Annotated in this window: 26 protein-coding genes and 1 tRNA gene; 10 read left to right on the top strand and 17 right to left on the bottom strand. The window is 67.0% G+C overall.

What is annotated here, in order from left to right:
* Positions 1-60 precede the first annotated feature (60 nt).
* Positions 61-145, bottom strand: a tRNA-Leu gene (locus FHT98_RS22390).
* Between the two features lie 189 nt (positions 146-334).
* On the opposite strand from FHT98_RS22390, the gene FHT98_RS22385 reads away from it, so the two are divergent.
* Positions 335-1,771 carry a multicopper oxidase family protein gene (locus FHT98_RS22385; RefSeq protein ID WP_142115343.1) on the top strand — a complete coding sequence of 479 codons (1,437 nt, stop codon included), beginning with the start codon at positions 335-337 and terminating at the stop codon, positions 1,769-1,771.
* Positions 1,772-1,780: 9 nt separating this feature from the next.
* Here FHT98_RS22385 and FHT98_RS22380 read toward each other — a convergent pair whose 3' ends face one another.
* The 3 genes from FHT98_RS22380 to FHT98_RS22370 form a co-directional block, all read right to left on the bottom strand.
* Positions 1,781-2,305 (bottom strand): gluconokinase, encoded by a 525-nt coding sequence (locus FHT98_RS22380; RefSeq protein ID WP_248309279.1) that lies wholly within the window; start codon positions 2,303-2,305, stop codon positions 1,781-1,783.
* A 4-nt stretch (positions 2,306-2,309) separates the two neighbouring features.
* Complete coding sequence (gnd, locus tag FHT98_RS22375) at positions 2,310-3,296, bottom strand: phosphogluconate dehydrogenase (NAD(+)-dependent, decarboxylating) (RefSeq protein WP_142115342.1); 987 nt, start codon at positions 3,294-3,296, stop codon at positions 2,310-2,312.
* 79 nt (positions 3,297-3,375) lie between these two features.
* A complete protein-coding gene (locus FHT98_RS22370; RefSeq protein WP_142115341.1) occupies positions 3,376-4,245 on the bottom strand; it encodes a helix-turn-helix domain-containing protein in 870 nt (289 codons plus the stop codon).
* Here FHT98_RS22370 and FHT98_RS22365 point away from each other — a divergent pair.
* The 5 genes from FHT98_RS22365 (at position 4,244) to rpmG (ending at position 8,928) form a co-directional block, all read left to right on the top strand.
* Positions 4,244-4,654, top strand: coding sequence for a DUF2000 family protein (locus tag FHT98_RS22365; RefSeq protein ID WP_142115340.1), 411 nt, complete (start codon positions 4,244-4,246; stop codon positions 4,652-4,654). The genes FHT98_RS22370 and FHT98_RS22365 overlap by 2 nt on opposite strands.
* Before the next feature lie 423 nt (positions 4,655-5,077).
* Entirely contained in the window at positions 5,078-7,444 is a 2,367-nt protein-coding gene (gene rnr / locus FHT98_RS22360) for a ribonuclease R (RefSeq protein WP_142115339.1), read from the top strand.
* Positions 7,444-7,890, top strand: coding sequence for a DUF983 domain-containing protein (locus FHT98_RS22355; RefSeq protein ID WP_113587425.1), 447 nt, complete (start codon positions 7,444-7,446; stop codon positions 7,888-7,890). The genes rnr and FHT98_RS22355 overlap by 1 nt, the downstream gene beginning before the upstream one ends.
* Positions 7,887-8,621: an NUDIX hydrolase gene (locus FHT98_RS22350; RefSeq protein ID WP_142115338.1), complete on the top strand. Its 735-nt coding sequence runs from the start codon at positions 7,887-7,889 to the stop codon at positions 8,619-8,621. The genes FHT98_RS22355 and FHT98_RS22350 overlap by 4 nt, the downstream gene beginning before the upstream one ends.
* Positions 8,622-8,760: 139 nt before the next feature.
* Positions 8,761-8,928 carry a 50S ribosomal protein L33 gene (gene rpmG / locus FHT98_RS22345; RefSeq protein WP_038367996.1) on the top strand — a complete coding sequence of 56 codons (168 nt, stop codon included), beginning with the start codon at positions 8,761-8,763 and terminating at the stop codon, positions 8,926-8,928.
* Positions 8,929-9,058: 130 nt separating this feature from the next.
* On the opposite strand, the gene FHT98_RS22340 is transcribed toward rpmG, so the two are convergent.
* The 13 genes from FHT98_RS22340 to FHT98_RS22280 all read right to left on the bottom strand — a co-directional run bounded on the left by FHT98_RS22340 (position 9,059) and on the right by FHT98_RS22280 (position 20,725).
* The gene (locus FHT98_RS22340) at positions 9,059-9,373 is read right to left on the bottom strand and encodes an I78 family peptidase inhibitor (protein WP_142115337.1); all 315 of its coding nucleotides are present in this window, start codon (positions 9,371-9,373) and stop codon (positions 9,059-9,061) included.
* 88 nt (positions 9,374-9,461) lie between these two features.
* Positions 9,462-10,148: a DUF2161 domain-containing phosphodiesterase gene (locus FHT98_RS22335; RefSeq protein ID WP_142115336.1), complete on the bottom strand. Its 687-nt coding sequence runs from the start codon at positions 10,146-10,148 to the stop codon at positions 9,462-9,464.
* 200 nt (positions 10,149-10,348) lie between these two features.
* Positions 10,349-11,470 (bottom strand): mandelate racemase/muconate lactonizing enzyme family protein, encoded by a 1,122-nt coding sequence (locus FHT98_RS22330; protein WP_142115335.1) that lies wholly within the window; start codon positions 11,468-11,470, stop codon positions 10,349-10,351.
* Between the two features lie 31 nt (positions 11,471-11,501).
* On the bottom strand, positions 11,502-11,861 hold the full coding sequence (locus FHT98_RS22325; RefSeq protein WP_061963748.1) for a RidA family protein: 360 nt from the start codon (positions 11,859-11,861) through the stop codon (positions 11,502-11,504).
* A gap of 35 nt (positions 11,862-11,896) precedes the next feature.
* On the bottom strand, positions 11,897-13,261 hold the full coding sequence (locus tag FHT98_RS22320) for an NAD(P)/FAD-dependent oxidoreductase (RefSeq protein WP_142115334.1): 1,365 nt from the start codon (positions 13,259-13,261) through the stop codon (positions 11,897-11,899).
* Positions 13,258-13,590, bottom strand: a complete 333-nt coding sequence (locus tag FHT98_RS22315; RefSeq protein WP_113587420.1) for a (2Fe-2S)-binding protein — start codon at positions 13,588-13,590, stop codon at positions 13,258-13,260. The genes FHT98_RS22320 and FHT98_RS22315 overlap by 4 nt, the downstream gene beginning before the upstream one ends.
* On the bottom strand, positions 13,580-14,716 hold the full coding sequence (locus tag FHT98_RS22310; RefSeq protein ID WP_142115333.1) for an NAD(P)/FAD-dependent oxidoreductase: 1,137 nt from the start codon (positions 14,714-14,716) through the stop codon (positions 13,580-13,582). The genes FHT98_RS22315 and FHT98_RS22310 overlap by 11 nt, the downstream gene beginning before the upstream one ends.
* A 97-nt stretch (positions 14,717-14,813) precedes the next feature.
* On the bottom strand, positions 14,814-15,608 hold the full coding sequence (locus FHT98_RS22305) for an ABC transporter permease (protein WP_142115850.1): 795 nt from the start codon (positions 15,606-15,608) through the stop codon (positions 14,814-14,816).
* An 11-nt stretch (positions 15,609-15,619) separates the two neighbouring features.
* Positions 15,620-16,492 (bottom strand): ABC transporter permease, encoded by an 873-nt coding sequence (locus tag FHT98_RS22300; RefSeq protein ID WP_142115332.1) that lies wholly within the window; start codon positions 16,490-16,492, stop codon positions 15,620-15,622.
* Positions 16,485-17,552: an ABC transporter ATP-binding protein gene (locus FHT98_RS22295; protein ID WP_061963758.1), complete on the bottom strand. Its 1,068-nt coding sequence runs from the start codon at positions 17,550-17,552 to the stop codon at positions 16,485-16,487. Before FHT98_RS22295 ends, FHT98_RS22300 begins: the two co-directional genes overlap by 8 nt.
* A gap of 49 nt (positions 17,553-17,601) precedes the next feature.
* Positions 17,602-18,681 (bottom strand): ABC transporter substrate-binding protein, encoded by a 1,080-nt coding sequence (locus FHT98_RS22290; protein ID WP_210244397.1) that lies wholly within the window; start codon positions 18,679-18,681, stop codon positions 17,602-17,604.
* 162 nt (positions 18,682-18,843) lie between these two features.
* A complete protein-coding gene (locus FHT98_RS22285; RefSeq protein ID WP_185745247.1) occupies positions 18,844-19,767 on the bottom strand; it encodes a LysR family transcriptional regulator in 924 nt (307 codons plus the stop codon).
* Positions 19,768-19,804: 37 nt separating this feature from the next.
* On the bottom strand, positions 19,805-20,725 hold the full coding sequence (locus tag FHT98_RS22280) for a LysR substrate-binding domain-containing protein (RefSeq protein WP_113587414.1): 921 nt from the start codon (positions 20,723-20,725) through the stop codon (positions 19,805-19,807).
* Positions 20,726-20,950: 225 nt separating this feature from the next.
* Between FHT98_RS22280 and FHT98_RS22275 the strand changes: the two genes are divergently transcribed.
* Genes FHT98_RS22275 through FHT98_RS22260 form a run of 4 tightly spaced genes read left to right on the top strand, consistent with a single transcriptional unit; the run spans position 20,951 to position 25,847 of the window.
* Positions 20,951-21,247: a (2Fe-2S)-binding protein gene (locus tag FHT98_RS22275; RefSeq protein ID WP_142115331.1), complete on the top strand. Its 297-nt coding sequence runs from the start codon at positions 20,951-20,953 to the stop codon at positions 21,245-21,247.
* A complete protein-coding gene (locus FHT98_RS22270; protein ID WP_142115330.1) occupies positions 21,244-22,644 on the top strand; it encodes an NAD(P)/FAD-dependent oxidoreductase in 1,401 nt (466 codons plus the stop codon). Before FHT98_RS22275 ends, FHT98_RS22270 begins: the two co-directional genes overlap by 4 nt.
* The gene (locus FHT98_RS22265) at positions 22,641-23,771 is read left to right on the top strand and encodes an NAD(P)/FAD-dependent oxidoreductase (RefSeq protein ID WP_142115329.1); all 1,131 of its coding nucleotides are present in this window, start codon (positions 22,641-22,643) and stop codon (positions 23,769-23,771) included. The genes FHT98_RS22270 and FHT98_RS22265 overlap by 4 nt, the downstream gene beginning before the upstream one ends.
* Before the next feature lie 30 nt (positions 23,772-23,801).
* A complete protein-coding gene (locus FHT98_RS22260) occupies positions 23,802-25,847 on the top strand; it encodes a hydantoinase/oxoprolinase family protein (RefSeq protein ID WP_142115328.1) in 2,046 nt (681 codons plus the stop codon).
* Positions 25,848-25,849 lie beyond the last annotated feature (2 nt).

Here is a 25,849-nt window from a genome sequence, read left to right as displayed (position 1 = left end):
CAATGTCCAAAGCGCGACGCCGGTTCGACCGCCGCCGCGCTCGCGAAAAAACTAGACCGATGGTGCGGGCGGAGGGACTCGAACCCCCACGACTTTCGCCGCTGGTACCTAAAACCAGTGCGTCTACCAATTCCGCCACGCCCGCCGGTCCGATAGCGCTGCGCGCGAGCAAACGCAGCGCGGCCATCGTCAAGCCGCAGGCCTATACGCATTTCGACCGGGCCATGCAGCAAAAAAATGACGGTTCTGCAAAACAGGCGCTGCGCCGGGCATTTCGCCGGGGGACCCGAACCGGCTCTCGCCAGAGCGGGCCGCCCGGATTATGCGGTATGGCATGACGAAACCGCCCGCCGCCTCCCCGCTCCCGCTCACGCGTCGCCAATGGCTGGCGGGGCTCGGCGGAGCCTGCCTGATCGCGCCCTCAGCGGGTTTCGCGCAAGCTCCCGCCCCGACCACCAAGCCGGCAAGCGAGCCGCAGCGGCGGACGCTCGTGGCCGCGCCAGCGAAGGCAAGGCTGCGTCCGTCACCGCCGGTCGATACGGAAATCTGGGCATTCGACGGCAGCACGCCGGCCCCGCCCCTGCGAATCAAGCAGGGCGAAACGCTGGCCGTGAAGATCGAGAACAAGACGACGGCCCCGCTCGACCTGCACTGGTACGGCCTGCGCGGCGAGGCCGAACGGGATGGCGCCGCCAGCTTCACGCGCCCACCCATCGCGCCGGGAGAGACCGGCGAATTCCGGATCACGCCGGCGGATTCGGGCACCCTGCTCTATCGCCCGCTTCGGGCCGGCAGTTCATCCGAACCCGCTGGCCGGGGCCTGAGCGGCCTCGTCATCGTCGAGGAGAAGGAGCCGCCTCCGGTCGATCTCGACCTGCCCGTCCTCATAACCGACTGGCTCCTCGGCGACGACCAGGCGCTCCAGCCCTTCGTGCTGCAAGGGAATGCCTCGGCCTCGGCCGGGCGCCTCGGCAGTTGGCTCACCGTCAACGGCCGCTCGCCGCCGCAGCCGATCTCGGCCCGGCCCGGTGCGCGGATTCGCCTCAGGCTCGCCAATGCCTGCAATGCCCGGATCATGCGATTGCGCTTCGACGGCGGAAAGGCGACCGTGATTGCGGTCGACAGCCAGCCGACCGAGAGTTTCGAGCCTGTGCGCTCGCAGCTGCCCTTCGCGCCGGGCACGCGCTACGACGTGATCCTCGACCTGCCGATCGAGGTCGGTGCCGCCGTCAATGTCAGCGCCCTGATCGGTGGCGGGCTGCCGCTGGTCAGGATCGTGACGGCGGGGCAGCCGCAGGTTCCGCCCGCAGCCATGCCCGCCCTGAAGCTCAACCCTGCCCTGCCGCTGGGCGTGCGGATGCAGGACGCGCTCCGGCCCGCGCTCGTCATCGAGGGCGGCGCCAGGCTCACCGAGGACCAGAAGCTCGATTTCACAGGGCTCGATCTCGCCTGCCCCTGGCGGGTGAATGGCGGCACCGGCTCCTTCGACGGCAAGCCGCTGTTCAGCGTCAAGCGCGGCACGCCGATCGTGATGGCGATCGACAACCGCACCGCCTTCGTCCAGCCGTTCCACGTCCACGGCCACAGCTTCCGGCTGCTGCACCCGCTCGACGACGGCTGGGAGAACTATTTCCTCGATACCGTGCAGATTCCCGAGCGGAAGAAGCTGCACATCGCCTTCATTGCCGACAATCCCGGCCGCTGGCTGATCTCGTCGACGGTGCTGGAGCGCTTCGACCTCGGGCTATGGAGCTGGTTCGAGGTGACGTGAGGCCGCTCCTCAGAGGCCCAGCCGATCGACCACGTCCTGCACGATCGCGTCCTTGCTGTCCTCGACCGAGACGACCAGCGGCTTCTCGTCCGCACCCGGCTCCTCCAGCGCGGCGAACTGGCTGTCGAGCAGGGCCGGCGGCATGAAATGGTGCTGGCGGGCGGCCATGCGCCGGCCGATCAGCTCGCGCGAGCCCTTGAGATAGACCAGCGCGACATCCGGCCGGTCGCCGACGATCACCTGCCGATAGGCGCGCTTCAGCGCCGAGCAGGTGACGATGCCGTGCTCGCCCTTGGCCCGGAGATCGTCGATCCAGGCGGCGATGGCGGCGAGCCAGGGCTTGCGATCCTCGTCGTTCAGCGGCGTGCCGCCGGCCATCTTGGCGACGTTCTCGGGGGGATGGAAGGAATCGGCGTCGCGGAAGGGCCAGCCGAGGCGCTCCGCCAGACGCTCGCCGAGCGAGGTCTTGCCCGAGCTCGCGACGCCCATGACGACGATGACGGCCGGGCGGCCACCGCCTGCTGCCTCTGCCACCGTATCAGCCCTGCTTCTTGGGTTCGACATGGCCGCCGAAGCCGGCGCGCATCGCCGAGAGGATCTTCTCGCCGAAAGTGTGGTCGACGCGCGAGCGGAAGCGCGCGAACAGCGCCGAGGTCAGCACCTCGGCCGGGGTCGCGGTCTCGACGGCGGCGTCGACCGTCCAGCGGCCCTCGCCGGAATCCGAGACATTCCCGGTATAGGAAGAGAGCTCCTCGTCGGCGGCGAGCGCCTCGGCCGTCAGGTCGAGCAGCCAGGAGGTGACGACCGAGCCGCGGCGCCAGACCTCGGCGATCTCTGCCGTGTCGAAGTCAAAGCCGTATTCGGCCGGCAGGCCTTCCTTGGCCGAGGCGTTGCGCAGCAGGTCGAAGCCCTCCGCGAAGGCCTGCATCATGCCGTATTCGATGCCGTTATGGACCATCTTGACGAAATGGCCGGAGCCGGTCGGGCCGCAATGGAGATAGCCCTGCTCGCTCGTCGGGTTGCGGCCCTCGCGATGCCGGGTCGGCTCGATCTCGCCCTTGCCGGGCGCCAGCGTCGCGAAGATCGGTTCCAGCCGGTCGAAGGCTTCCTTGTCGCCGCCGATCATCAGGCAATAGCCGCGATCGAGGCCATGGACGCCGCCGGAGGTGCCGATATCCATGTAATGGATGCCCTTGGCCGCCAGCTCCTTGCCGCGGCGGACATCGTCCTTCCAGAAGGCATTGCCGCCGTCGATCAGCGTATCGCCCTCACTGAGGAGGCCGGCGAGCTCGGTCAGCGTCGCCTCGGTGATCTTGCCGGCCGGCAGCATCACCCAGATGGCGCGCGGCGCCTTGAGCTTGGCGACCATATCCTTGAGATCGCTGGCCAGTGTCGCGCCATCGGCGGCGAGCGCCTGACCCGGCTTCGGATCACGATCATAGACCACGCATTGATGGCCGGCGCGCATCAGCCGGCGCACGATATTGCCACCCATCCGGCCGAGGCCGATCACTCCAAGCTGCATGTCAGATACTCCGCAAAGCCGGCTTTCGCTGCTTCAAGCATGGAGCCGGCAGGCGGGGCAAGCCGATGCGACGCAGGTCTCAACCCCGGATTTGCTGCTGCAAGGCCCGCCAACGCCCCGGCGTGACGCCATAGGCGCGGCGGAACTGGCGGGTGAAATGGCTCTGATCGGCGAAGCCACAGGCGAAGGCCAGGTCAGCTAGAGGTGTGTCCTCCGCCAGCATGCGACGGGCACGGTCGAGGCGACGCATCACGAGGTAGTTATAGGGGCTGGTGCCGAAGGCGGCGCGGAACTGGCGCGCCAAGGTGAAACGATCGAGCCCGGTCATGGCTTCCAGGCGGCTCGAATCGACGGTCTCGGCGGTGTGCGCGTCGAGATAGTCCCGAGCGCGCTCAAGGGCCCTGTTTTCGAGCCGCGACGGACAAGCACGCGCCGCCGAGGGATCGAGCGCCAACAGGGCCTGCGCCAGTCGTTCGAGGAGATCATCGACCGCCAGAGGATCGAGCGGCTGATCGAGATCGCGCAGCGCGCGGGCGATCGCCGCGACCAAACGCGGCTCCTGTGAAACCGCTGTAGATATGAAGGGCAGTGCCCGGCCGCCCTCGCCCATCGCCTGCCGGATCAGGCGCGGCTCGACATAGAGCATGCGGTAACGGAAGCCGCTCTCGATGCCGGAGCGCCCGTTATGGACCTCGTCGGGATGCAGGACGATGGCGTGGCCACCGAGACTGTCGCGCCTTGCGCCGCGGTAATCGAAGGATTGCACGCCCGACAGCGTCAGCCCGAAGGCATAGGTGTCGTGGCGGTGCGGATCATAGGCATAGCCCCGGAAGAACGCTTCCATGCGCTCGATGCCATCAGCGCCGGTGCCGAGCCGGACCCAGTCCTGCTCAGGCCCGCACGATCGTTCAAGACGGGCCTTGCCGGCCTCGGTTAGCGATGCGTCCATGCGTTACGATACCAAGATAGCCATCGTGGTTCGCGATGATCTCGCAACCTGGCAAAAACTCAATGTCGCCAGCTTCCTCGCCGGCGGTCTCGCTGGAGCCTCTCCGGAACTCGCGGGCGAGCCCTACCGGGATGCATCCGGCCGCTTCTACGGGCCGCTGATCCGCCAGCCGATCCTGATCTTCGCGGCAAGCGCAGCGGAGCTCTCGACTATACTCCAACGGGCGCAGCAGCGCGGCGTCCGGCCGCATCTCTATACGAAGGACCTGTTCGCAACCGGCAATGACATGGACAACCGCGCCGCTGTCGCTGCGGTTGCGACGGATGCACTCGACCTCGTCGGTCTCGGCCTGCATGCCGAGCGCAAGGAGATCGACAAGATCACCAAGGGGCTGAAGCTGCACGGATAACCGCTTGCAACGCATGCTGTTCGCGCAGACTTGCCTGCCTCATCCCTGTGCAACACGCGGATCGCTCTCCGCATTCACGGTCTGGATCGCGACTTTCGTCGTGCTCATCCAGTGCATTTTTTGGCATTTACGAGTCCCCGAGAATCGCCTTAGCCTCCTTCATGTCGGTAACAACTGAAAGGAGGTGATCCAGTGTCTCATTGTCATCAACCGCTGGTGCAAGGCGGGCGGATCTGGACCTCTTCTTGCTGGGGTTTCTATTCCGCGTGAGTTTTCGCACCTTCAGATCCGGTTCGCCGGGTCGCGGTTCGGCAATGGAAGGGCAGCTCGCAAGGGCTGCCCTTCTTGCTTTCAGGCCGCCAAAGCTGGCGCCCGGCCGCAAGCCGTGGCAGACAGGCGGCGTGTCATGCTTTTCCCTGCCCAATGCCCCGAGTACCGGCCGTGTCCGTTCCTGATCCGAGCCGCGAGGCCATTCTCGACTTCATCGAGGAGGAGCGCGCCGCCGGCCGCGAGGTCGGCCGCCGCGAGATCGCGAGGGCTTTCGGGCTCGATGGCGGCGGCAAGATCTGGCTGAAGCGCCTGCTCAAGGAGATGGCGGAGGAAGGCGAGATCGGCGGCGACGGCAAGGAGCGGCCGGTCCATCCGCGCGGCGCGCTGCCGCCCGTCCTGCTCTCCGAGATCAAGCGCCGCGACCGCGAGGGCGACCTCGTCGCCCAGCCGCTGGAATGGGACGAGGCGGAGAGCGGAGCGCCGCCGCAGATCCTGATCGAGCGCACCCGCGAGGGACGCCGCAAGGACAAATCGGCCGGGCCGGCGCCGGGCGTCGGCGATCAGGTCATCCTCAAGCTGACGCGGCTGCGCGGCGTCGAGGGCTTCGGCTATTCCGGCCGGGTGCTCAAGGTGATGGGCAAGGCGAAGGCCGCCGTGCTCGGCATCTTCCGCGCCCTGCCCGACGGCTCCGGCCGGCTGGTGCCGATCGACAAGAAGGCGCAGGGGCGCGAGGCGATCATCCCGAAGGGCCGCACCGGCGAAGCGCAAGATGGCGACCTCGTCTCGGTCAGTTTGCGCCGGGAGAGTCGCTTCGGCCCGCCCGAGGCGCAGGTCCGCGAGCGACTGGGCTCGATCAAGTCCGAGCGCGCGGTCAGTCTGATCGCGATCCATGCCCATGGCATTCCGCATGAATTTCCACCCGCCGCCCTTCAGGAAGCCGCGAACGCACCGCTTGCCAGCCTGAAAGGCCGCGAGGACTGGCGCGAGCTGCCGCTCGTCACCATCGACCCCGCCGACGCCAAGGACCATGACGACGCGGTCCATGCCGTGCCGGACGACAACCCGGACAATCCCGGCGGCTTCGTCGTCACCGTCGCCATCGCCGATGTCGCGGCCTATGTGACGCCGCATTCGGCGCTCGACCGCGAGGCGCTGGAGCGCGGCAACTCAGTCTATTTCCCCGACCGCGTCGTGCCGATGCTGCCGGAGCGGATCTCGAACGATCTCTGTTCCTTGCGCGAGCACGAGGACCGGCCGGCGCTTGCCGTCCGGCTCGTGCTCAAGGCCGACGGCTCGAAGAAGAGCCATTCCTTCCACCGCGTGCTGATGCGCTCGGCGGCGAAGCTCTCCTATCAGCAGGCGCAAGCCGCCATCGACGGGCAGACCGACGAGAAGACCGCGCCGATCCGCGAGAGCGTGCTGATGCCGCTCTGGGCGGCCTATGGCATTGCGGCCCGCGCCCGCGACCAGCGCCAGCCGCTCGAACTCGACCTGCCCGAGCGCAAGCTGATCCTGAAGCCCGACGGCTCGGTCGATCGCGTCATCGTGCCGGACCGGCTCGCCGCCCATCGCCTGATCGAGGAATTCATGATCCTCGCCAATGTCGCGGCGGCCGAGACGCTGGAAAAGGCCGGCAGCCAGCTGATCTATCGCTGCCATGACGAGCCCTCGCTGGAGAAGATGCGGGCGCTCGGCGAAGTGCTGGCCTCGATCGGCATCAAGCTGCCGCAGGATGGGGCACTCCGGCCCGTGCTGTTCAACCGCATCCTCGGCATGATCAAGGGCTCGGAAAACGAGACGCTGATCAACGAGGTCGTGCTGCGCACGCAGGCCCAAGCCGAGTATGTCGCCGAGAATTACGGGCATTTCGGCCTCAACCTGCGTCGCTACGCCCATTTCACCTCGCCGATCCGGCGCTATGCCGACCTGGTCGTGCACCGCGCGCTGATCACGGCGCTGAGGCTCGGCGACGACGGCCTGCCGAAGAGCACCACGCTCGCGGAGCTGCGCGAGGTTGCAACCCGCATCTCGGCGGCCGAGCGGCGCGCCATGGCCGCCGAACGCGAGACCACCGACCGGCTGATCGCGCATTTCCTCGCCGACCAGATCGGCGCGAGCTTCGACGGGCGCATCGGCGGCGTGCACAAGGCCGGCCTGTTCGTGAAGCTCGACGGCACCGGTGCCGACGGCTTCATTCCGGCCTCGACGCTGGGCGGCGACTACTACCGCTATGACGAGGCCGCGCATGCGCTGATCGGCGAGCGTACCGGAGAGAGCTGGCGCCTCGGCGACCGCGTCCATGTCAAGCTGGTCGAGGCAGCGCCGGTCGCGGGCGCCCTGCGCTTCGAACTGCTTTCGGAGGGACGCGTCGTGGCGACGGGACGCACCGGCAAGCGGCGCGGCGGCGCAGTCCCCTTCGGGACGAGCCGGCCGGCGAGCTTCGGCAAGAAGGGCAAGCCGGGCGGCGGTGGCTTCGGCAAAAGCAAGCCGGGCAAGAGCAAGCCCGGCAAGAGGCGGTGATGGGCGTTCAGATTCACAGCGCGGAGGCGCATCTCGACGCGCGCGACTGGCGCCAGGCCGTCGCGCGCGGCTTGAGGGGCCACTGCCCGCATTGCGGGAGGGGCCGGCTGTTCCGCGCCTTCCTGAAGCCGGTCGACACCTGCGAGGCCTGCGGCGAGGACCTGCATCACCAGCGGGCCGACGACCTGCCGCCCTATATCGTCATCACCATCGTCGGCCATATCATCGTCGGCGGCCTGCTGCTGGCGGAGAAATTCGGCGACTGGCCGATGTGGCTGCACATGGTCGTCTGGCCGGCGCTGACTCTGATCCTGTCCATCGCAATGATGCAGCCCGTGAAGGGCGGCGTCGTCGGCCTGCAATGGGCCGTGCGCATGCACGGCTTCGGCGGCGAGCCCGACCGGCCCGAACGCCAGCCCCTGCCTTCTTCGGAATCACGTTCATGACCGATCACACCGTCACCCTGACCCAGGCCGAGCGGGCGCGCACCACCGCCAACCAGCGTCCCAAGGACGCCGCGACCATGATGATCCTGGATCGCAGCGGTGCGCGGCCGAAGGTGCTGATGGGTAAGCGCCACGCGGGCCACAAATTCATGCCGGGCAAATACGTCTTTCCCGGCGGGCGGGTCGATGCCGGCGACCGGCTGATGGCCGCGACCGGCGCGGTGCCGCAGATCTGTGAGGACCGGCTCGGCAAGCGCTGCCTGCGCCCCAGCGCCGCCAAGGCGCGGGCGCTGGCGCTCGCCGCCATCCGCGAGACCTTCGAGGAAACCGGGCTGCTCTTCGGCTCCGACGAGTTCGGCGCGCCGGAAACCGCGCCGGCCGGAAGCTGGAGCGACTTCGCGGCGCAGGGCGTCTTCCCCGACCTGTCGGCCGTCACCTTCGTCGCCCGTGCGATCACGCCGCCGCGCCGGCCGAAGCGCTTCGACACCCGCTTCTTCGCGATCGACGCCTCCGCCGTCGCCAAGCGGATCGACGGCATCATCGGCCCCGATTCGGAGCTGGTCGACCTGGTCTGGGTCGATTTCGACGAGGCCAAGGAGCTCGACCTGCCGACGATCACCAAGGTCCTCATCCAGGAGGTCGAGGCCCGCATCGAGGGCGGCTTCGCGCCTTATCTGCCGGTCCCGTTCTATTGGGAGAAGCGCGGTAGCTTCGTGCGCGAGGAGCTTTGAGGGCCATTCGCGTCGCCAAGCTATTCTTCCTTGACTTCGCCGGCCCGTTGCGGCATTCCCCGCGCTGACGGTTTGCCGGGTTCGCCCGGCCATTTTCTTTTCCGAGGGCCTTTGGCCCGCATGGCTCGAGGATAGACCCATGGCCAAGGCCGTGACGATCAAGATCAAACTGCTTTCGACCGCCGACACCGGCTTCTTCTACGTGACGAAGAAAAACTCGCGTACGATGACCGAGAAGATGTCGAAGAAGAAGTACGACCCCGTCGCGCGCAAGCACGTCGAGTTCAAGGAAACCAAGATCAAGTGAGGCCATAGCCTCCCGATCTGATTTCGCTTTGAAAAACCGCCCTTTCGGGCGGTTTTTTCGTTTGGAACTTCAAGGTCGCGGCGGCCGGATCAATCGCCGCCGCATGCCTAAGAACGCCGCCGCCTCGCGCCTACCCGCAATAGGCGCGGACGATCCTGCCTGTCTTCGGATCGGTCTCGATCGTCACCCGTTCCTTGCGATAGTCCATCGTCACGCCCTGCCCCGGCCGAATCTGCCGGACGGTCGATGCGCCCGTGACCTGCTGGGCCTCGGCATCACTGATGCGCCCCTTGCCCGCCAGCGTCTCGGCCGCATCTTCCCGGCATAGGCCGGGCAAGCCGGGCGCAGCTCCCACAGGAGCCTGCTGCGCATCGCTCTGGCAGGCCGCGAGCATCAGTGCGGCAAGCGACAGGGTTCCAGCGGCAAGACATCTCCGACCAGACATCGAGGCAATTCCTTTCATCGCAATGGAATGACGCCGGAAGGCTCTACAAGCGCCATGCGGCGCATCCATGGCGGGCGGCCGAGCCCGTTCAGACGACCACGGCCGACCCATCCGGGCTGGCGGGAAGCTGGGGCCGCCACATCGCCAGAGCGCTGCGGCCGGCTTCGGTGAGCGCGTAGACGCCGCGCCCGGACCGCTCGAACCAGCCATAGACGTTGCGATGCAGGATCTTCTGGGCGTCCGGGCAGGAGGGCTTGAGGTCCCGCGGCCGCTTCGGCTCCCCGGCCATCGCCGCGGCACAGGCCAGCGCCTGCTGGCGATAGGCCGTCATGATCGGTCTGCGTGTGCCGCCGCCCATCGCCGGATCGCCCTGGCGGCGCTTGTGCTCATCCACCAGCCGCGAGCGCCGGCGCGGGTCCTTGCGCGGCGTGGGCGCGACCGGAGACACCAGGATATCGACATGTCCGGATTTGGAGACCCCGAGCAATCCGAAGCCGAGTCGCCGGCAGAGGTTGCGATAGCGCGGATCGCTTTCGCGCCCCTTTCCCCTGGCAGAGAGCTGGGCTGCGAGCCAGATCTCGTCGCCGAGGCTCATGCGGTCGACGCCCTGCAGGATGAGTTCGAGATTGAAGCTCAGCTTCAGCTCGCCGATCACCACGACGGACGGATCATCGTCGCGCAGGCCGACGAGATCGCAATGCCCGATCTCGCCCTTCACGGCGTAGCCGAGCCCTTCGAGGAAGCGCTTGACGGGCAGATAGAGCGATGTTTCCACATCCACCTCCGGACAACAGAACGGCATAGATGCCAGACAGTCGTTTCGGAGAGGCAAACGGGCCGGGGCCGGCCGGGATTTTGGCCGTCACAAGTTAGCAGGTCGCGAGCCGCCTTTTGCCAAAGGGGGCCCTGCTTTCATCTCGACCGCCTGGGACCGTCTTGCGGCAAGCCGCTGAAAGGCTTTCCCTCGCCGCGTCCTCAGGCGCGCACCACCCGCGTCGCAATCGCCAGCCCTGCCAGCGCCATCTCGTCGATGTCGACGCCAAGCCCGAGCGCTTCCGGCACCTGATAGCCGTCTCCGACGATCATCGGCCCCTGCCGGACGAACTGGCTGCGCGAGGGCGGATTGTCGTTCTCGTAGGATTCGAGGATCACGAAATTGGGCACCAGCGCCGCCAGCGTCACCGACGCGGCGATCGCGACGGGTCCGTGCGGATTATGCGGCACGACGCCGATATTGTAGGTCTCGGCCGCGTTGGCGATCTTGATGGCCTCGGTCAACCCTCCAACGCGGATGATCGAGGGTTGCACCAGCCCGACCGCCTGCCGCTCGATGATCTCCGCGAATTGCCGGCGGGAATGCAGCCTTTCTCCGAAGGCGATGCGGGTCCGCGTGGCCGATGACAGCCGTGCCAGCGCGTCCGCGCTCTGGAACTCGGTCGGTTCCTCGACGAAGACGAGGTCGCAATCAGCCACGCCGGAGCAGAACTGCGCCGCCGAGGCCCAGTCGAGCCGGCGCCAGAGATCGACCATCAATCCGATCGAGGGGCCGACGGCGTCGCGAACCGCCCGCACCTCCGCCACCGCTTTCGGCACGTCGTGCTGCCGAACGCGATACTGGAGCTGATCGGCGGTCCCGAACGGATACCATTTCAGGGCGGAGGCGCCGCGCGAAACCGCGTCCTGCGCCTTCCGGATCAGGTCTTGCGTCGACCGGTATCCGGCCCACCACTGATTCAGGTAGACGCCGACGCGATCCCGCACGGCGCCGCCGAGGAGCTTGTGCACCGGCAGGCCGTAGGCCTTGCCGGTGATGTCCCACAGCGCCTGATCGATCGCGGCGAGAGCCGCCATGCTGCTGGCGCCCTCGCCCCAATAGACCTTGTCCTTGAGCAGTGCCCAATGCTTCGCGACCGTGGTCGGATCCTGCCCCGCTATGGCCCGAAAGCCTTCCTCGATACCAGCGGCGACAGACGGCCAGCGATGGTCGAGCGTCGCTTCGCCGAAACCGACGATGCCCCGGTCGGTCTGGATGGCCGCGTAGAGGTAGTGCTTGTTGGCATCCGCGAGCACATAGGTTCGCAGTTCGGCGATTTTCATGGCCCGTCCCCCTGCGCCCTGCTCCGTGCGATTACCGGCCGGCCGCGGCCGTCACGATGATCTCGACAAGGACGTCCGGCGCCCCCATCTCGCACTGAGCCGTCGCGCGGGTCGGCGCGGCGTTCGGTGCGGTCCAGGCATTCCAGATCTCGTTCATGCCCTCGAAATCGCGGGCGAGATCCTTGATCCAGATCTGCGCGGTCAATACGCGGCTCTTGTCGGTTCCCGCCCTGGCGAGGAACTGCTCGATCTTTTCGAGCGTCTGCCGGGTCTGCCCCTTGATGTCCTGGCTGCGATCGTCGGCGGTCATGCCGCCGACATAGACGACGCCGTTGTAGACGACGACGCGGCTGCGGCGCGGATCGGTTTCGATGCGGACGATGTCGTTCATGGTCTTCTCCTCGTGGTGAAATAGGGGGCGGGAATTCAATCGACGAAGTCGCCGAGCATGACCGGCTTGATCGGCGCCCTGATGCGGTAGTAGCCCACGTCGTCAGGGGTCGCGCCGCGCGCCTCGGCGATGATCTCCGTCACCGTCAGTCCGCACAGACGCCCCTGACAGGGGCCCATTCCGCAGCGGCCGAACGCCTTCGTCTGGTTCGGGCCGCGGCAGCCGAGCTCGACATAGCCGCGGATCTGCCCAGCCGTGACCTCTTCGCACCGGCAGACGATGACCGCAGGGTCGCGCGGGATGCGGTTCGCATCGGCCGGCCGGTAGAGGCTGTTCAGGAAGCGCCGGATATGGCTTTGCCGTTCGAATAGAGTCAGCAGTGCCGCGCGCCGGCCGGCGTCGACGGCGCGGCCGGCACGCTCGGCGATGGCGAGCGCCGACAGCCTTCCCTGGGTTGCCGAGGCCTGCGCACCAACGATCGCCCGGCTGTCTCCTGCCACGTAGAGCGGCGTTTCACCCAGCCGGCCCCAACGGTCCGTCTCGGGCAACCAGCATAGCTGTTCGCCGTCCCAGCGATGAGCCGCGCCCGTCGACCACGAGAGCTGGGTGTTCGGCACGACGCCCTGATGCAGCAGGACCAGCGAGGTTGGGATCGTCATCCGCCGGCCACGATGGACAAAAGACAGGCCCTCGGCTTGCCGCTCGCCCTCAATCGCGAGATCGCTCGCACCTGAATGGAACCTGACACCGTGCCGGCGCAGCGTCGCGATCAGCTTGAGGCCCTTGGCAAGATCGCGCCAGCCGCGCACGGCACCGACACCGTGCCGTATGGCGCCCAGATAGCCCGACCCTGCCGTCGTATCGACGATGGCCGCAATCGTCACGCCGGCACGGAAATATTGCCAGGCGAGGAGGTAGAGCAGCGGCCCGCAACCGGCCAGGACGACCGGCCCGCTGGGCAGGGCGCCGGAGCCTTTCAGCAGGATCTGCGCGGCGCCTGCTCCGAGGACGCCGGGAAGCGTCCAGCCCCGGATCGGAAACGGCCGTTCCATGGCGCCGCTGGCGAGCAGCACGGCCTTGCCGACGACCTGTCGCGATCGTCCGTCCGCCACGTAGTCCACGGCACCGTTCTGCGCGACGTTCCAGACGGTCGCTCCCTGCAGATGCCCGGCACCGCTGTTGCGGAACTCGGCCGCGAGGCTGCGCCCGGCCTCGTAGTCCTTGCCGAGGACCGCGATGCGATCGGCGGGCGCGGCTTCGATGTTGCGATAGATCTGCCCGCCGAGCGCCGGCTGTTCGTCGAGAACGATGACCGAGAGACCGAGCGCGCGCGCCTCGCAGGCCGCAGCCATGCCCGCCGGCCCACAGCCGACGACGACGAGATCCGCCGCAGCGCTCATGGCTCTTCTCCGAGGCTGAATTCATCGAGATGGGCCGCACCGAGCTGGCGCGCGACGACCATCCCTTCGTGGACGGGAATCAGGCAGCTCTGCCGCGCCGGCACCCCGTCGATCTCGACGAGACATTCAAAGCAGACGCCCATCATGCAGTAAGGCGCGCGCGGAACACCGCCGACAACGCTCGACCGGAATTCCCTGACGCCGCCGACGAGCAGGGCCGCGGCAACCGTGATGCCGGCTGGAACCCGCAAGGGCGTGCCCTCGAAGACGATCGTGACCGAGGCGTCGGCCGGCGCGTCCGGCACGGTGAAGAGCGGTTCAATGGTCATGGGAGAAGCTCGCATCGGCGTCCAGGAAGCGATCGCCGGTGAACACCTCGAACCCGGCCGGCACCTGCGAGAGACCGGCCATCCAGGGGCCGACGACGTAGCAATGGGCCGCCGCGAGCGTGACGCCGCTATGGCTGGTGGCGAGGAAGGCCCCCGGGCAGGACGCCGATTCCTGGTAGATCGGGTAACCGTCCGGGGTCAGAGGCCGCAGGGCGCCCCAGGCCCGGACAAGGCGCGCGCGCGCCAGGGCCGGAAAGGTTTCGACCGCGCGGCGTGCCAGTACCTCGATCTTGTCGGTCGTCGTGCCATCGTCGAGGCCGACATCCTCGGAGGTCGAACCGATCTGGACGCTGCCCTCCCGCGTCTGCCGGCACTTGTTCGTGGGGTAGTCGAGGAACGGCTTCAGCCGCTCGGTGATGAGGACCTGGCCGCGCGTGGATGCGATGGGGGCGTGCAGGCCGACCTGCGCGGCCAATCCGGCATTGCCGAGCCCTGCCGCTAGCACGATCCGGTCGCTCTTCCAGCTCTGGCGATCCTGCGAGACCGCCTCGAAGGACCCGTTGGCGGGATCGTGCCTGATCTCGGCGATGTCGACGCCGGTGATCACATCCGCCCCGCGATGGCGAAGCGCGGCATGCAGGCCGCGCAGCAACATCAGGGGATTGGCGTGGCCGTCGAGCGGGCAGAAGCTCCCGCCCACCACAGCCGGCCCGATCCCGGGGAGATATTGCCGGAGCTCGGAGGGGTCCATCATCTTGAAGGGGATGCCGCCGACCTCGCGATCGATCCGTTCCAGAAGATCGGCGCGCGCCCTGACATCGGCGTCGTTGAAGCCCAGCCAGAAGCCTCCCGGCTGTTCGAGACCGGCGTCGACATCGGTCAGATCGACCAGTTCCTTCTGCAGGTTCGGCCAGAGCTTCAGCGCATCGCGGCTCCAGCTCGCGTAGCGGGGCATCTTGCCGCCCTTGCTCGAGACCCAGACCAGGCCGAAATTGCCGCGCGAGGCGCGAAACGCGGTATCTCCCTGGTCGAGAACGCGGACGCGCATTCCCGCCCGCAGCGCTCCGTAGGCAATGGCGGCCCCGACAAGCCCGCCCCCTACCACCGTCATCGTCTGGCTGCTCATGTCCGCAACTCCGGTCCAGACCGGCTTTCGTCTCGAATTTCGGGCGCAACTGTCCTGCCGGCGCCGATCGGGCGACCGGTCGGGACGGTCGTTTCGGCTATTTCTTTCCGATGAGAACCCTGTCCAGGCCGACCATGCGGTCGAGGATGAACATGAAGGCCATCGTTCCCAGGATCAGGATGGTGGAGACCGACGTCGTCACCGGGTCCGTGAGCTGGGATATGCGGTTGTAGAGCGCGACGGGCAGCGTCGTGGTTCCGGGCGTCGCGACGAAGATCGTCATCGTGACCTCGTCGAAGCTCTGGATGAAGGCGAGCACCCATCCCGCCGCGACGCCCGGCAGGATGAGCGGCAGGAGAATGCGGCGGAAGGCGACCGCTCGCGAGGCTCCGAGCGACCGGGCGGCCGTCTCCGCATCACGTTCGAGCCCGATCACGGCGGCGAGCGTCAGCCGCAGCGAATACGGCACGACGGTGATCGCATGAACGAGCACCAGGGCCACGAAGGAGCCGGTCCACTCCATGATCGAGAAAAAGCGCAGGAAGGCGACGCCGAGCACGACATGGGGGATCATCAGCGGCGACATCAGGAACGCCATCAACCCGTCGCGTCCGAAAAACCGATGACGGGCGATCGCGAGCGCCGCGGGGACGGCGACGATCGTCGCCAATGTCGCCGAGGCCAGACCGAGCCAGATCGACAGCCAGAACGCGCTGATGAGTTCCGGCGCCGCCAGGATTTCCCGGTACCAGCGCAGCGACATGCCGTCGAAGGGCATGGACAGGTATTCCTTGTCGGAGAGCGAGACCAGCATCACCACGACCAGCGGCGCCAGGATGAACACGGTGAGCAGCGCATGGAAGACCAGCGCCAGCGGCCCGTTCCTTGAGATATCCCGGCCGCTCATGCGAACACCTGCTTGAAACGCCGCTCGACGAGCCGGTTGCAGCCGACGATGATCAGGATGTTGGCAAGCAGCAGGAGCACCGCGATCGCGGCTCCGAGCGGCCAGTTCAGCGAGTTGAAGAACTCGTCGTAGAGCGTGGTGGCGACGACCTTGACCCTGCGCCCGCCGATGATCGCCGGGGTGGCATAGGCCGATGCCGCCAGGGCGAAGACGATGATGGCTCCGGACAGGATGCCGGGCATCAGCTGCGGCAGCATGATGCGGCGGAAGGTGGTGAAAGGCCCCGCTCCGAGCGAGCGGGCCGCGTGCTCGATCTGCCCATCGAGGCGCTGCATGGCGCTCCACACGGCAATGACCATGAAGGGCAGGAAAACATGGGTCAGGACGATGATGACGCCTGTCATCGAGAACAGCAGCCGGATCGGCTCGTCCACCAGGCCGAGCCCGCGAAGCGCCGTGTTCACCACGCCCTGGCTGCCGAGCAGCACCGACCAGCCCAACGTGCGCACGACGACGGAGATCAGCAGCGGTCCGAGGATCACGACGAAGAAGGTGCCGCGCCAGACCGGCTTCATCTTGGCGAGGATCAGGGTCTCGGGCACCCCGAGGACAATGCAGATCAGCGTGACAGCGAGCGCCATCCCGCCCGTCCGCAGGAAGATTTCCCGGTAGTAGCCGTCGAGCAGGACTTCGAGATAGTTGCCGAAACCATAGCTCTGCTGGATGCCGCGCATGCCGTCGAAGGCGTTGAACGACAGGATCGCAGTCAGAACCAGCGGAATGGCCAGCAAGGCGAGAAAGAGCGCGAGAGCTGGCAGCGAGAGCAGCCAGGGCAGGCCGCGGTTGGTCTGGGGGGTCGAGCTAGCCATCGGAACGCTCCGTCGCGATGACGCGCAGATCCTCGGCGTTCCAGCTCACCCCGATCGTTTCCCCCTCCTCGGGCTGCACTGTCCCGGTATTCTGCTGGGTGATACGAAGCATGCCGAGTTCGGTCTCGATTTCGTAGATCCACGACCCGCCGAGGAATAGGCGGGTACTGACACGCCCCTGGAGGGTGGCCTGGTCCGGAGAGCCGAGGCGCAGGCGCTCCGGACGGACGAACACAGCGATCTCGGGCCCCGCCTGATCTTTCGCGACCCTGGTCCGGAACGAGGTCGGTCCGACCCGGACGGTCGCCTCGTCGGCGATCCGGCTTTCGATCCGTCCGCTCAGCACGTTCGTGTGCCCCAGGAAGCTCGAAGCGAATTGCGATGCCGGCCTGTCATAGACCTCCTGCGGCGTGCCGAGCTGCGCGATCCCGCCATTCGTCATGACGGCGATTCGGTCGCTCATCGTCATCGCCTCGACCTGATCGTGCGTGACGAGGATCGCGGTGATGCCGAGCCGCCGCTGCAGGGAGCGGAGCTCGACATGCATCTCGCCGCGAAGCTTGGCGTCGAGATTCGACATCGGCTCGTCCAGCAGGAGAACCCGCGGACGGATGGCCAGGGCGCGGGCGATGGCGACACGCTGGCGTTGGCCACCGGACAGCTCGCTGGGATAACGCCCCTCGAGACCGGCCAGGCGGACCATCGCCAGGGCCTCTTCGACCCGTCGCTTCAGCTCACCGCGCTCGACCCGGCGCATCTCGAGGCCAAAGCCGATATTCTGGGCCACGTTCATATGCGGAAAGAGCGCATAGCTCTGGAAGACGACGCCCATGTCGCGCTTCTCCGGCGCGATGCTGGTCAGGTCCTGCCCGTCGACGACGATGCTCCCCGTCGTCGGCGGAACGAAGCCCGCCACCATCTGCAGGGTCGTCGTCTTGCCGCAGCCCGATGGGCCGAGCAGCGAGAGGAATTCGCCTTCGTTCACATCCAGGTCCACGCCGCGAACGGCCTGGACCGGGCCATAGCTCTTCGACAGGGCGCGCAGAGACAAACTGCTCATTTCGATGGGCCTTCGCTTCGACGGCTGCGGAGATCGGGCGCTTGCGCCCTTATCTCTCGATCGTGCGGTTCCAGCGATTGGTCCACTCGGCGCGGTTCTTGTTGATCTCGCTCCACTTGACCGAGATCATCCTGCCGACGCGCTCATCGCCGTAGGGGACCTGCGCGGCCAGCTTGTCATCCAGCCTGGTCTGGCGATTGGTGGGGCCGAAGCCTTCCGTGGCCAGCTTCGCCTGGATCTCGGGCGTGACGAGATATTGCAGGAAAGCCTGCGATGCTTCGGGAAGACTGTTCTGGACCACCGGGCAGGCGCCGAGCACGAGCGCGGGCGTCCCCTCCTTCGGATACACGAACTCCATCGGGAAGCCGGTGTTCTTCAGTGCGATCGCGCGGCTGCTGCCCCAAACGGCTACGTCGACATCGTTGTTCTGGAACATCTCGGCGAGCTTCGCGGGCGAGGAAGACCAGCTCAGGACGTTCGGCGCCAACGATTTCCGGATGGAGTCGAAGCCGGGCTCGATATTGCTCTCGTCGCCGCCGTTGATGCGGGCGAACATCACGAGCGTATGGACCCCGTAGGTGCCGGACAGCGAGGAAGCGGTCAGGCGCCCCTCCAGCTTCCTGTCGGTCAGGTCCTTCCAGGAGGTCGGCGCCGGCCAACCCTTCTTCTTGTAGTTCGCAGCATTGTAGGCGATGCCGGTCGCCACCAGCCCGACGCCGATGCCATTTCCGCCGAACTGGGCGAACGGATAGATATCCTTGTAGATCGGGGCGTCGCTCAGCTTGTCGCAATAGCCGAACTGGATCGCCTGATAGAGCGGCCCGTCGTCGAAGATGGCGACATTGATCTCCTGCTTGCCGGCCTGAGCCTGCAGCTTCGCGACGATCTCGCTCGAAATCCCGGGAACGTAAGTAATCTTGACGTTATGCTTGGATTCGAACTCGGGAATGATCTGGCTTTGGAAGAGTTTCTGCGTGCTGCCGCCGGGGCCGGCGACATACATGGTTTGCTGAGCCAATGCGGGGGAAGCAAAAGCCAGGGTTCCCGCCAGCAACAGATTACGAAATCGATTCATGACCCCTCCGAATTTTTTATCTGATCTGAGATGTGGCGCGCGCTCCTCCCGCACCACGATCTCATGAGCAGGCAGGCTATGAACCGCCTGTCATTAGAGCAAATAGAAATACACCGGGGGTCTATGCAGTTATGATATAGGCTTCGCCTTCCGCCGCCGCGGATTTCCAGGCCCCGTTCCGGGAGCGGATTGACGCCCGTCCCGGCGCGGTTTTCGCTATTTTTCGCCGCGCTCCCGCACAGCCGAGAGGGCTGCCTTCTCCTCCATCGTCACGGCCTTGAGGATCTCGATGAAGCTGGCGACCAAACGGTTTTCCGGACGCCCCTTCGGATAGATCAGCAGGGCTTCATGCTTGATCGAGGGGCGGAAGGGGCGCATGACGACGCCCAGATGCCGGTAGTCCTGCGCCGCGAGTGGATTGACGATCGCCACGCCGAGCCCTTGTGCGACCAGCGCGCAGGTGATCGTACTGAACGGCGTTTCCAGGGTGATGCGCCGATCGATTCCGGCCTTCGAGAACACCTCGTCGACGTTCGAACGGCCGTGGTCGTTCTGCGCGAAGGAGATATAGGGCTCGTCGGCGAGATCGGCCGGGCGCACCGCCGCCTTGCCGGCCAGGCGATGCTCCGCCGGCATCAGGCAGACCCCGTCGACGCTGTACAGTTCCTCGCTGGAAAACCCGTAATTCTCGTAGAGATGCGATACGATTCCGACATCGCAGGACATTTCATCCACCCATTGCGACACCGCCGCCGAATGTCCCGCATGAATCGAAATGCCGGTTTCCGGATAGATTTCGGCAAATCGCTTGATCGAGCGCGGGATCAGGCCATGTGCCAGGGTCTGGATCGATCCGATCCGCAGAAGACCTCCGCTGAACCGGCGAATGCGGTTTGCCGCCTCCTCCAATCGCCGGAGGCCGTGGAAGCTGCGCTGAACCTCGTTGAAGAACGACAGGCCGTCCGTCGTCGGCACGACCTTTCCCGGCATTCGCTCGAACAGCTGCAACCCCGCGGCCTTTTCCAGTTGCGCGATCGAGCGGCTCACATTCGGCTGCGACGTGTGGAGAATCCGGGCGGCGGCCGTGGTCGACCCGGTGATCATGACCGCGCGAAAGGCCTCGATGTGAGAAAACCGCACTCCCTTGCGCTCCCTTAAGGCGATGTCGTGAACGGGTTCAGCTCCAGCTTTTCGCGAGATCGTCGACGAAGCTCGTCGCCATCATCCTGGCTTCGGTCGCGAATTCCGAGATGAGCGGGAGATTCCGCGCATCGCGCCCGAAGCAGACCAGGAAGTCCAGCGGTATGGTCGGCTCGAACGGCCTGACGACCACCTGCTTTTCCACGCCTGCGATGAAGAGCGGATGGACGAGCGACACGCCGAGGCCGGCTGCGACGAAATGGCAAAGCGTCGAATTCGAATCGGCCGTCAGGACGACATTGGATCGAACGTCATAGGCGTCGAACATCGCCGAAACCTTCTGCCCCGTATAGGTTTCCGTGTTGAAGGCGACGAACGGGACACCGTTCAGATCATCGGGGCGGACGACCTTGCGCTCGGCGAGCGGATGCCCCAGCGGCATGATGCAGAGCAGCGGGTGCTCGAACAGCGGTTCGGTGACGATGAACGGGTTCTCGACGCGGGCGGTGACGATCCCGATGTCGAGGACGCGCGTCAGGACATATTCGGGAATCCATTGCGAGCTGGGCGACTTGATCCAGCAATAGACATTCGGATTGCGCTTGAGGAAGCTCATCGTGGTGCGCTGGATATAGGCGCCGCTGAGCGCCGGGATCACGCCCACGACCAGGCGCCCCTGATCTTCGCGCTTGATCAATCCGATCGCGCTTTCGACCTGGCGCACCCCGACGAAGATCCGGGCGACCTCCTCATGCAGCCGCAAGCCCTGCGCAGTGGGAACCAGTCGGCCCTTGTAGCGATCGAAAAGTTTGAGACCGTTGTCCTTCTCCAATTGCATCAGGAGCTTACTCGCGGCCGGCTGCGAGATGTAGAGCGCCTCGGCCGCGCGACTGACCGTGCCGTGCTCGATCAGAGCCTTGAAGATCTCGATCTGCCTCAGGTTGAGCGCGCGGGGCATGCTATAACTCTGGGAATAGAGTGCGGTCAGATTTCTATTGGACATAATAGTATGCCGCTCCCTACCGTCGTCAACACGGAGGGAACATCATGCGTGGGTCAAGGCTGACGAGGCATTTCGGGGCGGCAAGGCGCGCCTCGGCCGGATCCCGGGCCGGATCATGGCCCCTGGCGACCGGCCGTTAAGAGCCGCGGCCCCGCGTCGAGACATCCGGAAGGCATTTTCATGTTCAGGAAGCTGGATCAGGATACGGGCAGTTCGCTGACGGTCCATGTCGATGGACATCCCGTCCTCGCCATCGCCGGTGAAAGCGTTGCAGCCGTGCTCCTGCGGCAGGCGCCGTTCTGGGCGCGGACAACGCCGGTTTCGGGCGCGCGGCGTGCCCCCTACTGCATGATGGGCGTGTGCTTCGACTGCCTCGCGGTGGTCGACGGCGTGTCGTCGGTCCAGACCTGCCTCGCGCCGGTTCGCGAGGGCATGCGCATCGAGCGCCAGCAGGGCCGGCCGGACGTGACACCATGAGCCGGCGTGTCGATCTCCTCATCGTCGGGGCCGGCCCGGCCGGAATGTCGGCAGCCGTCGTGGCCAAGCGGCATGGTCTGGATGTGCTCGTCGTCGACGAACAGCCCTCGCCCGGCGGGCAGATCTGGCGGAATATCGAGACCGTGGCCGCAACCGCGCGGGCCGACCTTCTCGGCAAGGCCTATGCCGAAGGTGCGGCCGTGGTCCGGCAGTTTCGCGCCAGCGGTGTCGATTACGAGCCGGGCACGCAGGTCTGGCATGTCGAGGCGGGAGCCCGCGCCTATCTGCGTCGCGGCGGCTCCGCCAGCTCCGTCGCAGCCGATCGCGTGCTGTTGGCGACGGGCGCGCAGGAACGCCCGGTTCCCTTCCCCGGCTGGACGCTGCCGGGCGTGATGACGGTCGGCGCGGCACAGATCGTCCTGAAGTCCTCGGGCCAGATTCCCGACAAGCCGGTCTGGATCGCCGGCTCCGGTCCGCTTCCGCTGCTCTATGCGATCCAGCTGCTGCAGGCAGGGGGGCAGATCGCCGGCTTCCTCGATACCACGCCGCCCGGGCGGGCCGTGGCAGCCATGGCGGCATTGCCCGCGGCCCTGTTCGGCGCGCCGGGCGATCTCCTGAAGGGGCTGGGCTGGATCATCCGGCTCAGGCGGCAGGTTCCCTGTGTCCGGCATGTCGCCGAGATCGAGGCGATCGGCGAGCACGGGCTCGAAAGCATCCGCTACGTCACGGCCGACGGCCGCGCCGCGACCGTTCCGGCGGACCTTCTCCTCGTCCATGAAGGCCTCGTCCCGACGATCCATCCGACCCTCGCACTCGGCTGCCGGCACGTCTGGAACAGCGGGCAGGACAGTTTTGCCCCTGAACTCGACGGCTGGGGCGAGACATCGGAGCGACATGTCTTCGTCGCGGGAGACGGGGCGGGTATCGGCGGCGCCAGGGCCGCCTGCCTGCGGGGCGAACTCGCAGCCCTCGGGATCGCGGCCAGCACGAGCCGGCTGTCCGAAGCGGCGGCGGAAGCCCTCGCGAAGCCGATCCGCTCCCGCCTGGCGGACGCGCTGTCGCCACGCGCGTTCCTCGATCGCTACTATCGCCCGCGGCCGGCCGTCTTCGTTCCACCGGACCGGACCATCGCCTGCCGCTGCGAGGAGGTCCGCGTCGCAGCGATCCGCGAGCAGGTCAGCGCCAGCCGGCCCGGCCCGAACCAGGTCAAGGCCTTCACGCGCGCCGGCATGGGCCCATGCCAGGGTCGCCAGTGCGGCTATACGGTCGCCCATGTGCTTGCGGCCGCCGAAGGCCGGGCCGTGCCCGATCTCGGGCTCTACAGGGTCCGCCCGCCGCTCAAGCCGGTCACGCTGGGCGAGCTCGCCGCGCTCGACATGATGGATTCCGTGCCATGAGCGGGAAGGCCATCGACACGCTCGTCATCGGCGGGGGGCTTCACGGCCTGTCGGCCGCCCTGCATCTGGCGCGCGCAGGTCGCCGCGTCACGATCCTCGAAAAATCCTGGGTCGGGCGTCACGCGTCGGGAGCGAGCGCTGCCGGTGTCCGCACGCTCAACCGCGATCCCGCCGAGATCCCGATCTCCCTCGAAGCCATGGAGATGTGGCACGGCATCGCGGGGCTCGTTGGAGACAGCTGCGGCTTCCACGCCCATGGCCAGCTCAATATCGCCGAACACGCGCACCACCTGCCCAAGCTCGAGAGCCGTCTCGCCCGCATGCGGGAGGCCGGATACGAGCATGAGGAGCTGATCGACCGGGCCGAGCTGCTGACGCTCGTGCCGGCGATCTCGCCGCACTGCGTGGGAGCCCTGATCGCCCGGCGCGACGGTGCGGCGGACCCGCACCGGACCCTGCTGGCGTTCCGAAGGAGCGCCGAGGCGGCGGGCGTGACGATCCACGAGGGTGTCGGGGTCGATGCGATCGAACAGGCCGGGGGTGATTGGCGCCTGCGCACGCCGGCCGGGGATTTCGTCGCGCCGACGGTGATCAATGCCGCCGGTGCCTGGGCGGGCAAGATCGCCGCGATGCTGGGCGACGACGTCCCGCTCGGGCTCAAGGCCTCGATGATGATCGTCACGGAGCGCATCGCACCGCTGCTCAAGCCCGTGATCAGCATCGTCGGGCGGCCGCTCTCGTTCAAGCAGTCCGAGCAGGGAACGCTGGTCATCGGCGGCGGCCTGCAGGGCCGGGCCGATATCGAGGCCCAGAAGAGCTTCGTCGACTTCCAGGAACTCGCCAAGGGCGCGCGCGCCGCGACGGACCTGTTCCCTTCGATCAGCGCGCTGCGCATCGTCAGGACCTGGGCCGGCATGGAGGCCACGACGAAGGATCACCTGCCGGTGATCTGCGCTTCGCCGAACGCGAAGGGGGCCTTTCACGCCTTCGGCTTTTCGGGACACGGCTTCCAGCTCGTGCCGGTGGTCGGCGCGATCATGGCCGATCTTGTCATCCGCGGCAGCACAGAACGATCGATCGAGGGCTTCGGCGCCAAGCGGCTCATGCAGCAGCGCGCGGCGGCGTGATGCCGGACAACCAGAGGGAGTGAAGGCGAGATGTACCGGATCGGTGTGGACGTGGGCGGGACATTCACGGACTTCGTCATGGTCAATACGGAGGGCGGCCCGACAGCCTTCCACAAGGTGCCGTCGACGCCGGACGATCCGTCGCGGGCGATCGCGTCGGGCATCGTCGAGATGCTCGCGCTCAACGCGGTTTCACCGGAGGATGTCGGCTATGTCGGCCATGGCACGACCGTCGCCACCAACATGGTGATCGAGCGGCGCGGCGTTCCGACCGGCCTCCTGACCACCAAGGGCTTTCGCGACGTGCTGGCGATCGGCCGCCAGACCCGGCCCTCGCTGTTCGACTGGTCGGTGCGCAAGCCCACGGAACTGGTCGAGCGGCATCGCCGGGTCGAGGTCGACGAGCGTCTCGACAAATCGGGGACGACGTTGGCGGCGCCGGACCTCGCGGCGGTGGAGAAGCTCGTCGTCCAGCTACGGGACAGCGGCGTCAAGGCGGTCGCGGTCGGCTTCCTGCACTCCTACCGCAACCCCGAGCACGAGCGGGCGGTACGCGACCTGATCAAGCGCGTCGCGCCCGAGCTCTATGTCAGCGTCTCCTCCGAGGTCGTCGCCGAATTCCGCGAGTACGAGCGGTTCTCGACCACCGTGCTCAACGCCTATGTCGGCCCGCATACCCAGAAATACCTGCACCGGCTGCGCGAGAAGATCGCGTCCTCCGGCATCAAGGTCGAGCCGCTGACCTTCCACTCCAATGGCGGGCTCCTGCCGGTGCAGACCGTCGAGGAACTGCCGGTGCTGACCTGCCTCTCGGGACCGGCGGCCGGGGTGATCGGCTCGGCCCGGATCGGGGCGGAGATCGGAGAGAGCGAGATCATCACCTTCGATGTCGGCGGCACCAGCACCGACGTGTCGCTGATCACCGGCGGGCGGGCGCAGTTCACCTCGAGCCGGCTGGTCGCGGGGCACCCGGTCAGGATGCCGATGGTCGACATCCATGTCATCGGCGCCGGCGGCGGCAGCATCGCGCGGCTCGACGATGCCGGCGCGCTGAAGGTGGGACCGACCAGCGCCGGCGCGATGCCGGGGCCGATCTCTTATCTGCGCGGCGGCACCGAGGTCACGCTGACCGATGCCAATATCGTGCTCGGCCGGCTGAACCCCGTGGCGCTGCTCGAAGGGCGGATGAAGGTCGACCGTGGCCTGGCCTATGCGGCGATCCGCAGCCAGATCGCCGATCCGCTTGGCATCTCCGTCGAGGATGCCGCGCATGGCGTCGTCAGCATCGCCACCGCCAATATGAGCCGGGCGATCCGCTCGGTCTCGATCGAGCACGGGCATGATCTCGCCGGCTTCACGCTCTTCGCCTTCGGCGGCGCCGGCCCCCTGCACGCCGCCGATGTCGCGGAAGAGTGCGGCCTCAACAAGATCGTCGTGCCGCAGGAGCCCGGCACGCTCTGCGCGCGCGGCGTCCTGCTGTCGGATCTCAGCCGCGACTACGTCCGCACCGCCCTGGTCCGCGTGAACGGCGAGAGCTGGGCCGAGCTCGTCGCGCTCGGCGCCGAACTCTCCGAGGCCGGGCGCGCCTGGCTCGCCACGGAAGCCATTCCCGATGCGGCCAAGGAGCTGCATTTCACCCTCGATGCGCGCTATCGCGGCCAGAGCCACTACATCCCGGTGCCTCTCGACGCGCTGAGCGACGGCGCGCTCGACGCATTCGCGAGCAGCTTCCATCGCGCCCATGCCGACCAGTTCGGCTACAGCCTGGAGGGCCGCGACATCGAGGTCGTCAATGTCCGGCTCAAGGCGGTCTGCCACGTCAGGAAGGGCGAGAGCGCCGCTCCCGCGCAAGGTTCGTCGCTCGATGCCGCCCGGATCGAGACGCGCCAAGTCTATCTCGGCCCGGAGCGCGGCTGGGTCCACACCCCGATCTATCGGCGCGCACTCCTGCCCGCCGGCGTGCCGTTCGAGGGGCCGGCGATCGTCGAGGAGATGAGCGGCACGACCGTCGTTCTCCCGCGCCAGAGCGCCGAGGTCGACGGCTTCGGCAACATCCATATCACGCTGCAGCGGTGAGG

Origin of the sequence: Allobosea sp. AK1 (assembly GCF_006714945.1) — a bacterium.
GTDB lineage: Bacteria > Pseudomonadota > Alphaproteobacteria > Rhizobiales > Beijerinckiaceae > Allobosea > Allobosea robiniae.
The sequence above is the reverse complement of the archived record's forward strand: the minus strand, read 5'-3'. Positions and strand labels throughout refer to the sequence as shown.

Excerpts from the sequence above, each read along its gene's own strand:
- FHT98_RS22385 (WP_142115343.1), top strand. The coding sequence starts at position 335 with ATGACGAAACCGCCCGCCGCCTCCCCGCTCCCGCTCACGCGTCGCCAA.
- gnd (WP_142115342.1), bottom strand. The coding sequence starts at position 3,296 with ATGCAGCTTGGAGTGATCGGCCTCGGCCGGATGGGTGGCAATATCGTG.
- FHT98_RS22365 (WP_142115340.1), top strand. The coding sequence starts at position 4,244 with ATGCGTTACGATACCAAGATAGCCATCGTGGTTCGCGATGATCTCGCA.
- FHT98_RS22370 (WP_142115341.1), bottom strand. The coding sequence starts at position 4,245 with ATGGACGCATCGCTAACCGAGGCCGGCAAGGCCCGTCTTGAACGATCG.
- rnr (WP_142115339.1), top strand. The coding sequence starts at position 5,078 with ATGCCCCGAGTACCGGCCGTGTCCGTTCCTGATCCGAGCCGCGAGGCC.
- FHT98_RS22355 (WP_113587425.1), top strand. The coding sequence starts at position 7,444 with ATGGGCGTTCAGATTCACAGCGCGGAGGCGCATCTCGACGCGCGCGAC.
- FHT98_RS22350 (WP_142115338.1), top strand. The coding sequence starts at position 7,887 with ATGACCGATCACACCGTCACCCTGACCCAGGCCGAGCGGGCGCGCACC.
- rpmG (WP_038367996.1), top strand. The coding sequence starts at position 8,761 with ATGGCCAAGGCCGTGACGATCAAGATCAAACTGCTTTCGACCGCCGAC.
- FHT98_RS22340 (WP_142115337.1), bottom strand. The coding sequence starts at position 9,373 with ATGTCTGGTCGGAGATGTCTTGCCGCTGGAACCCTGTCGCTTGCCGCA.
- FHT98_RS22330 (WP_142115335.1), bottom strand. The coding sequence starts at position 11,470 with ATGAAAATCGCCGAACTGCGAACCTATGTGCTCGCGGATGCCAACAAG.
- FHT98_RS22325 (WP_061963748.1), bottom strand. The coding sequence starts at position 11,861 with ATGAACGACATCGTCCGCATCGAAACCGATCCGCGCCGCAGCCGCGTC.
- FHT98_RS22320 (WP_142115334.1), bottom strand. The coding sequence starts at position 13,261 with ATGAGCGCTGCGGCGGATCTCGTCGTCGTCGGCTGTGGGCCGGCGGGC.
- FHT98_RS22315 (WP_113587420.1), bottom strand. The coding sequence starts at position 13,590 with ATGACCATTGAACCGCTCTTCACCGTGCCGGACGCGCCGGCCGACGCC.
- FHT98_RS22310 (WP_142115333.1), bottom strand. The coding sequence starts at position 14,716 with ATGAGCAGCCAGACGATGACGGTGGTAGGGGGCGGGCTTGTCGGGGCC.
- FHT98_RS22300 (WP_142115332.1), bottom strand. The coding sequence starts at position 16,492 with ATGGCTAGCTCGACCCCCCAGACCAACCGCGGCCTGCCCTGGCTGCTC.
- FHT98_RS22295 (WP_061963758.1), bottom strand. The coding sequence starts at position 17,552 with ATGAGCAGTTTGTCTCTGCGCGCCCTGTCGAAGAGCTATGGCCCGGTC.
- FHT98_RS22280 (WP_113587414.1), bottom strand. The coding sequence starts at position 20,725 with ATGCCCCGCGCGCTCAACCTGAGGCAGATCGAGATCTTCAAGGCTCTG.
- FHT98_RS22275 (WP_142115331.1), top strand. The coding sequence starts at position 20,951 with ATGTTCAGGAAGCTGGATCAGGATACGGGCAGTTCGCTGACGGTCCAT.
- FHT98_RS22270 (WP_142115330.1), top strand. The coding sequence starts at position 21,244 with ATGAGCCGGCGTGTCGATCTCCTCATCGTCGGGGCCGGCCCGGCCGGA.
- FHT98_RS22265 (WP_142115329.1), top strand. The coding sequence starts at position 22,641 with ATGAGCGGGAAGGCCATCGACACGCTCGTCATCGGCGGGGGGCTTCAC.
- FHT98_RS22260 (WP_142115328.1), top strand. The coding sequence starts at position 23,802 with ATGTACCGGATCGGTGTGGACGTGGGCGGGACATTCACGGACTTCGTC.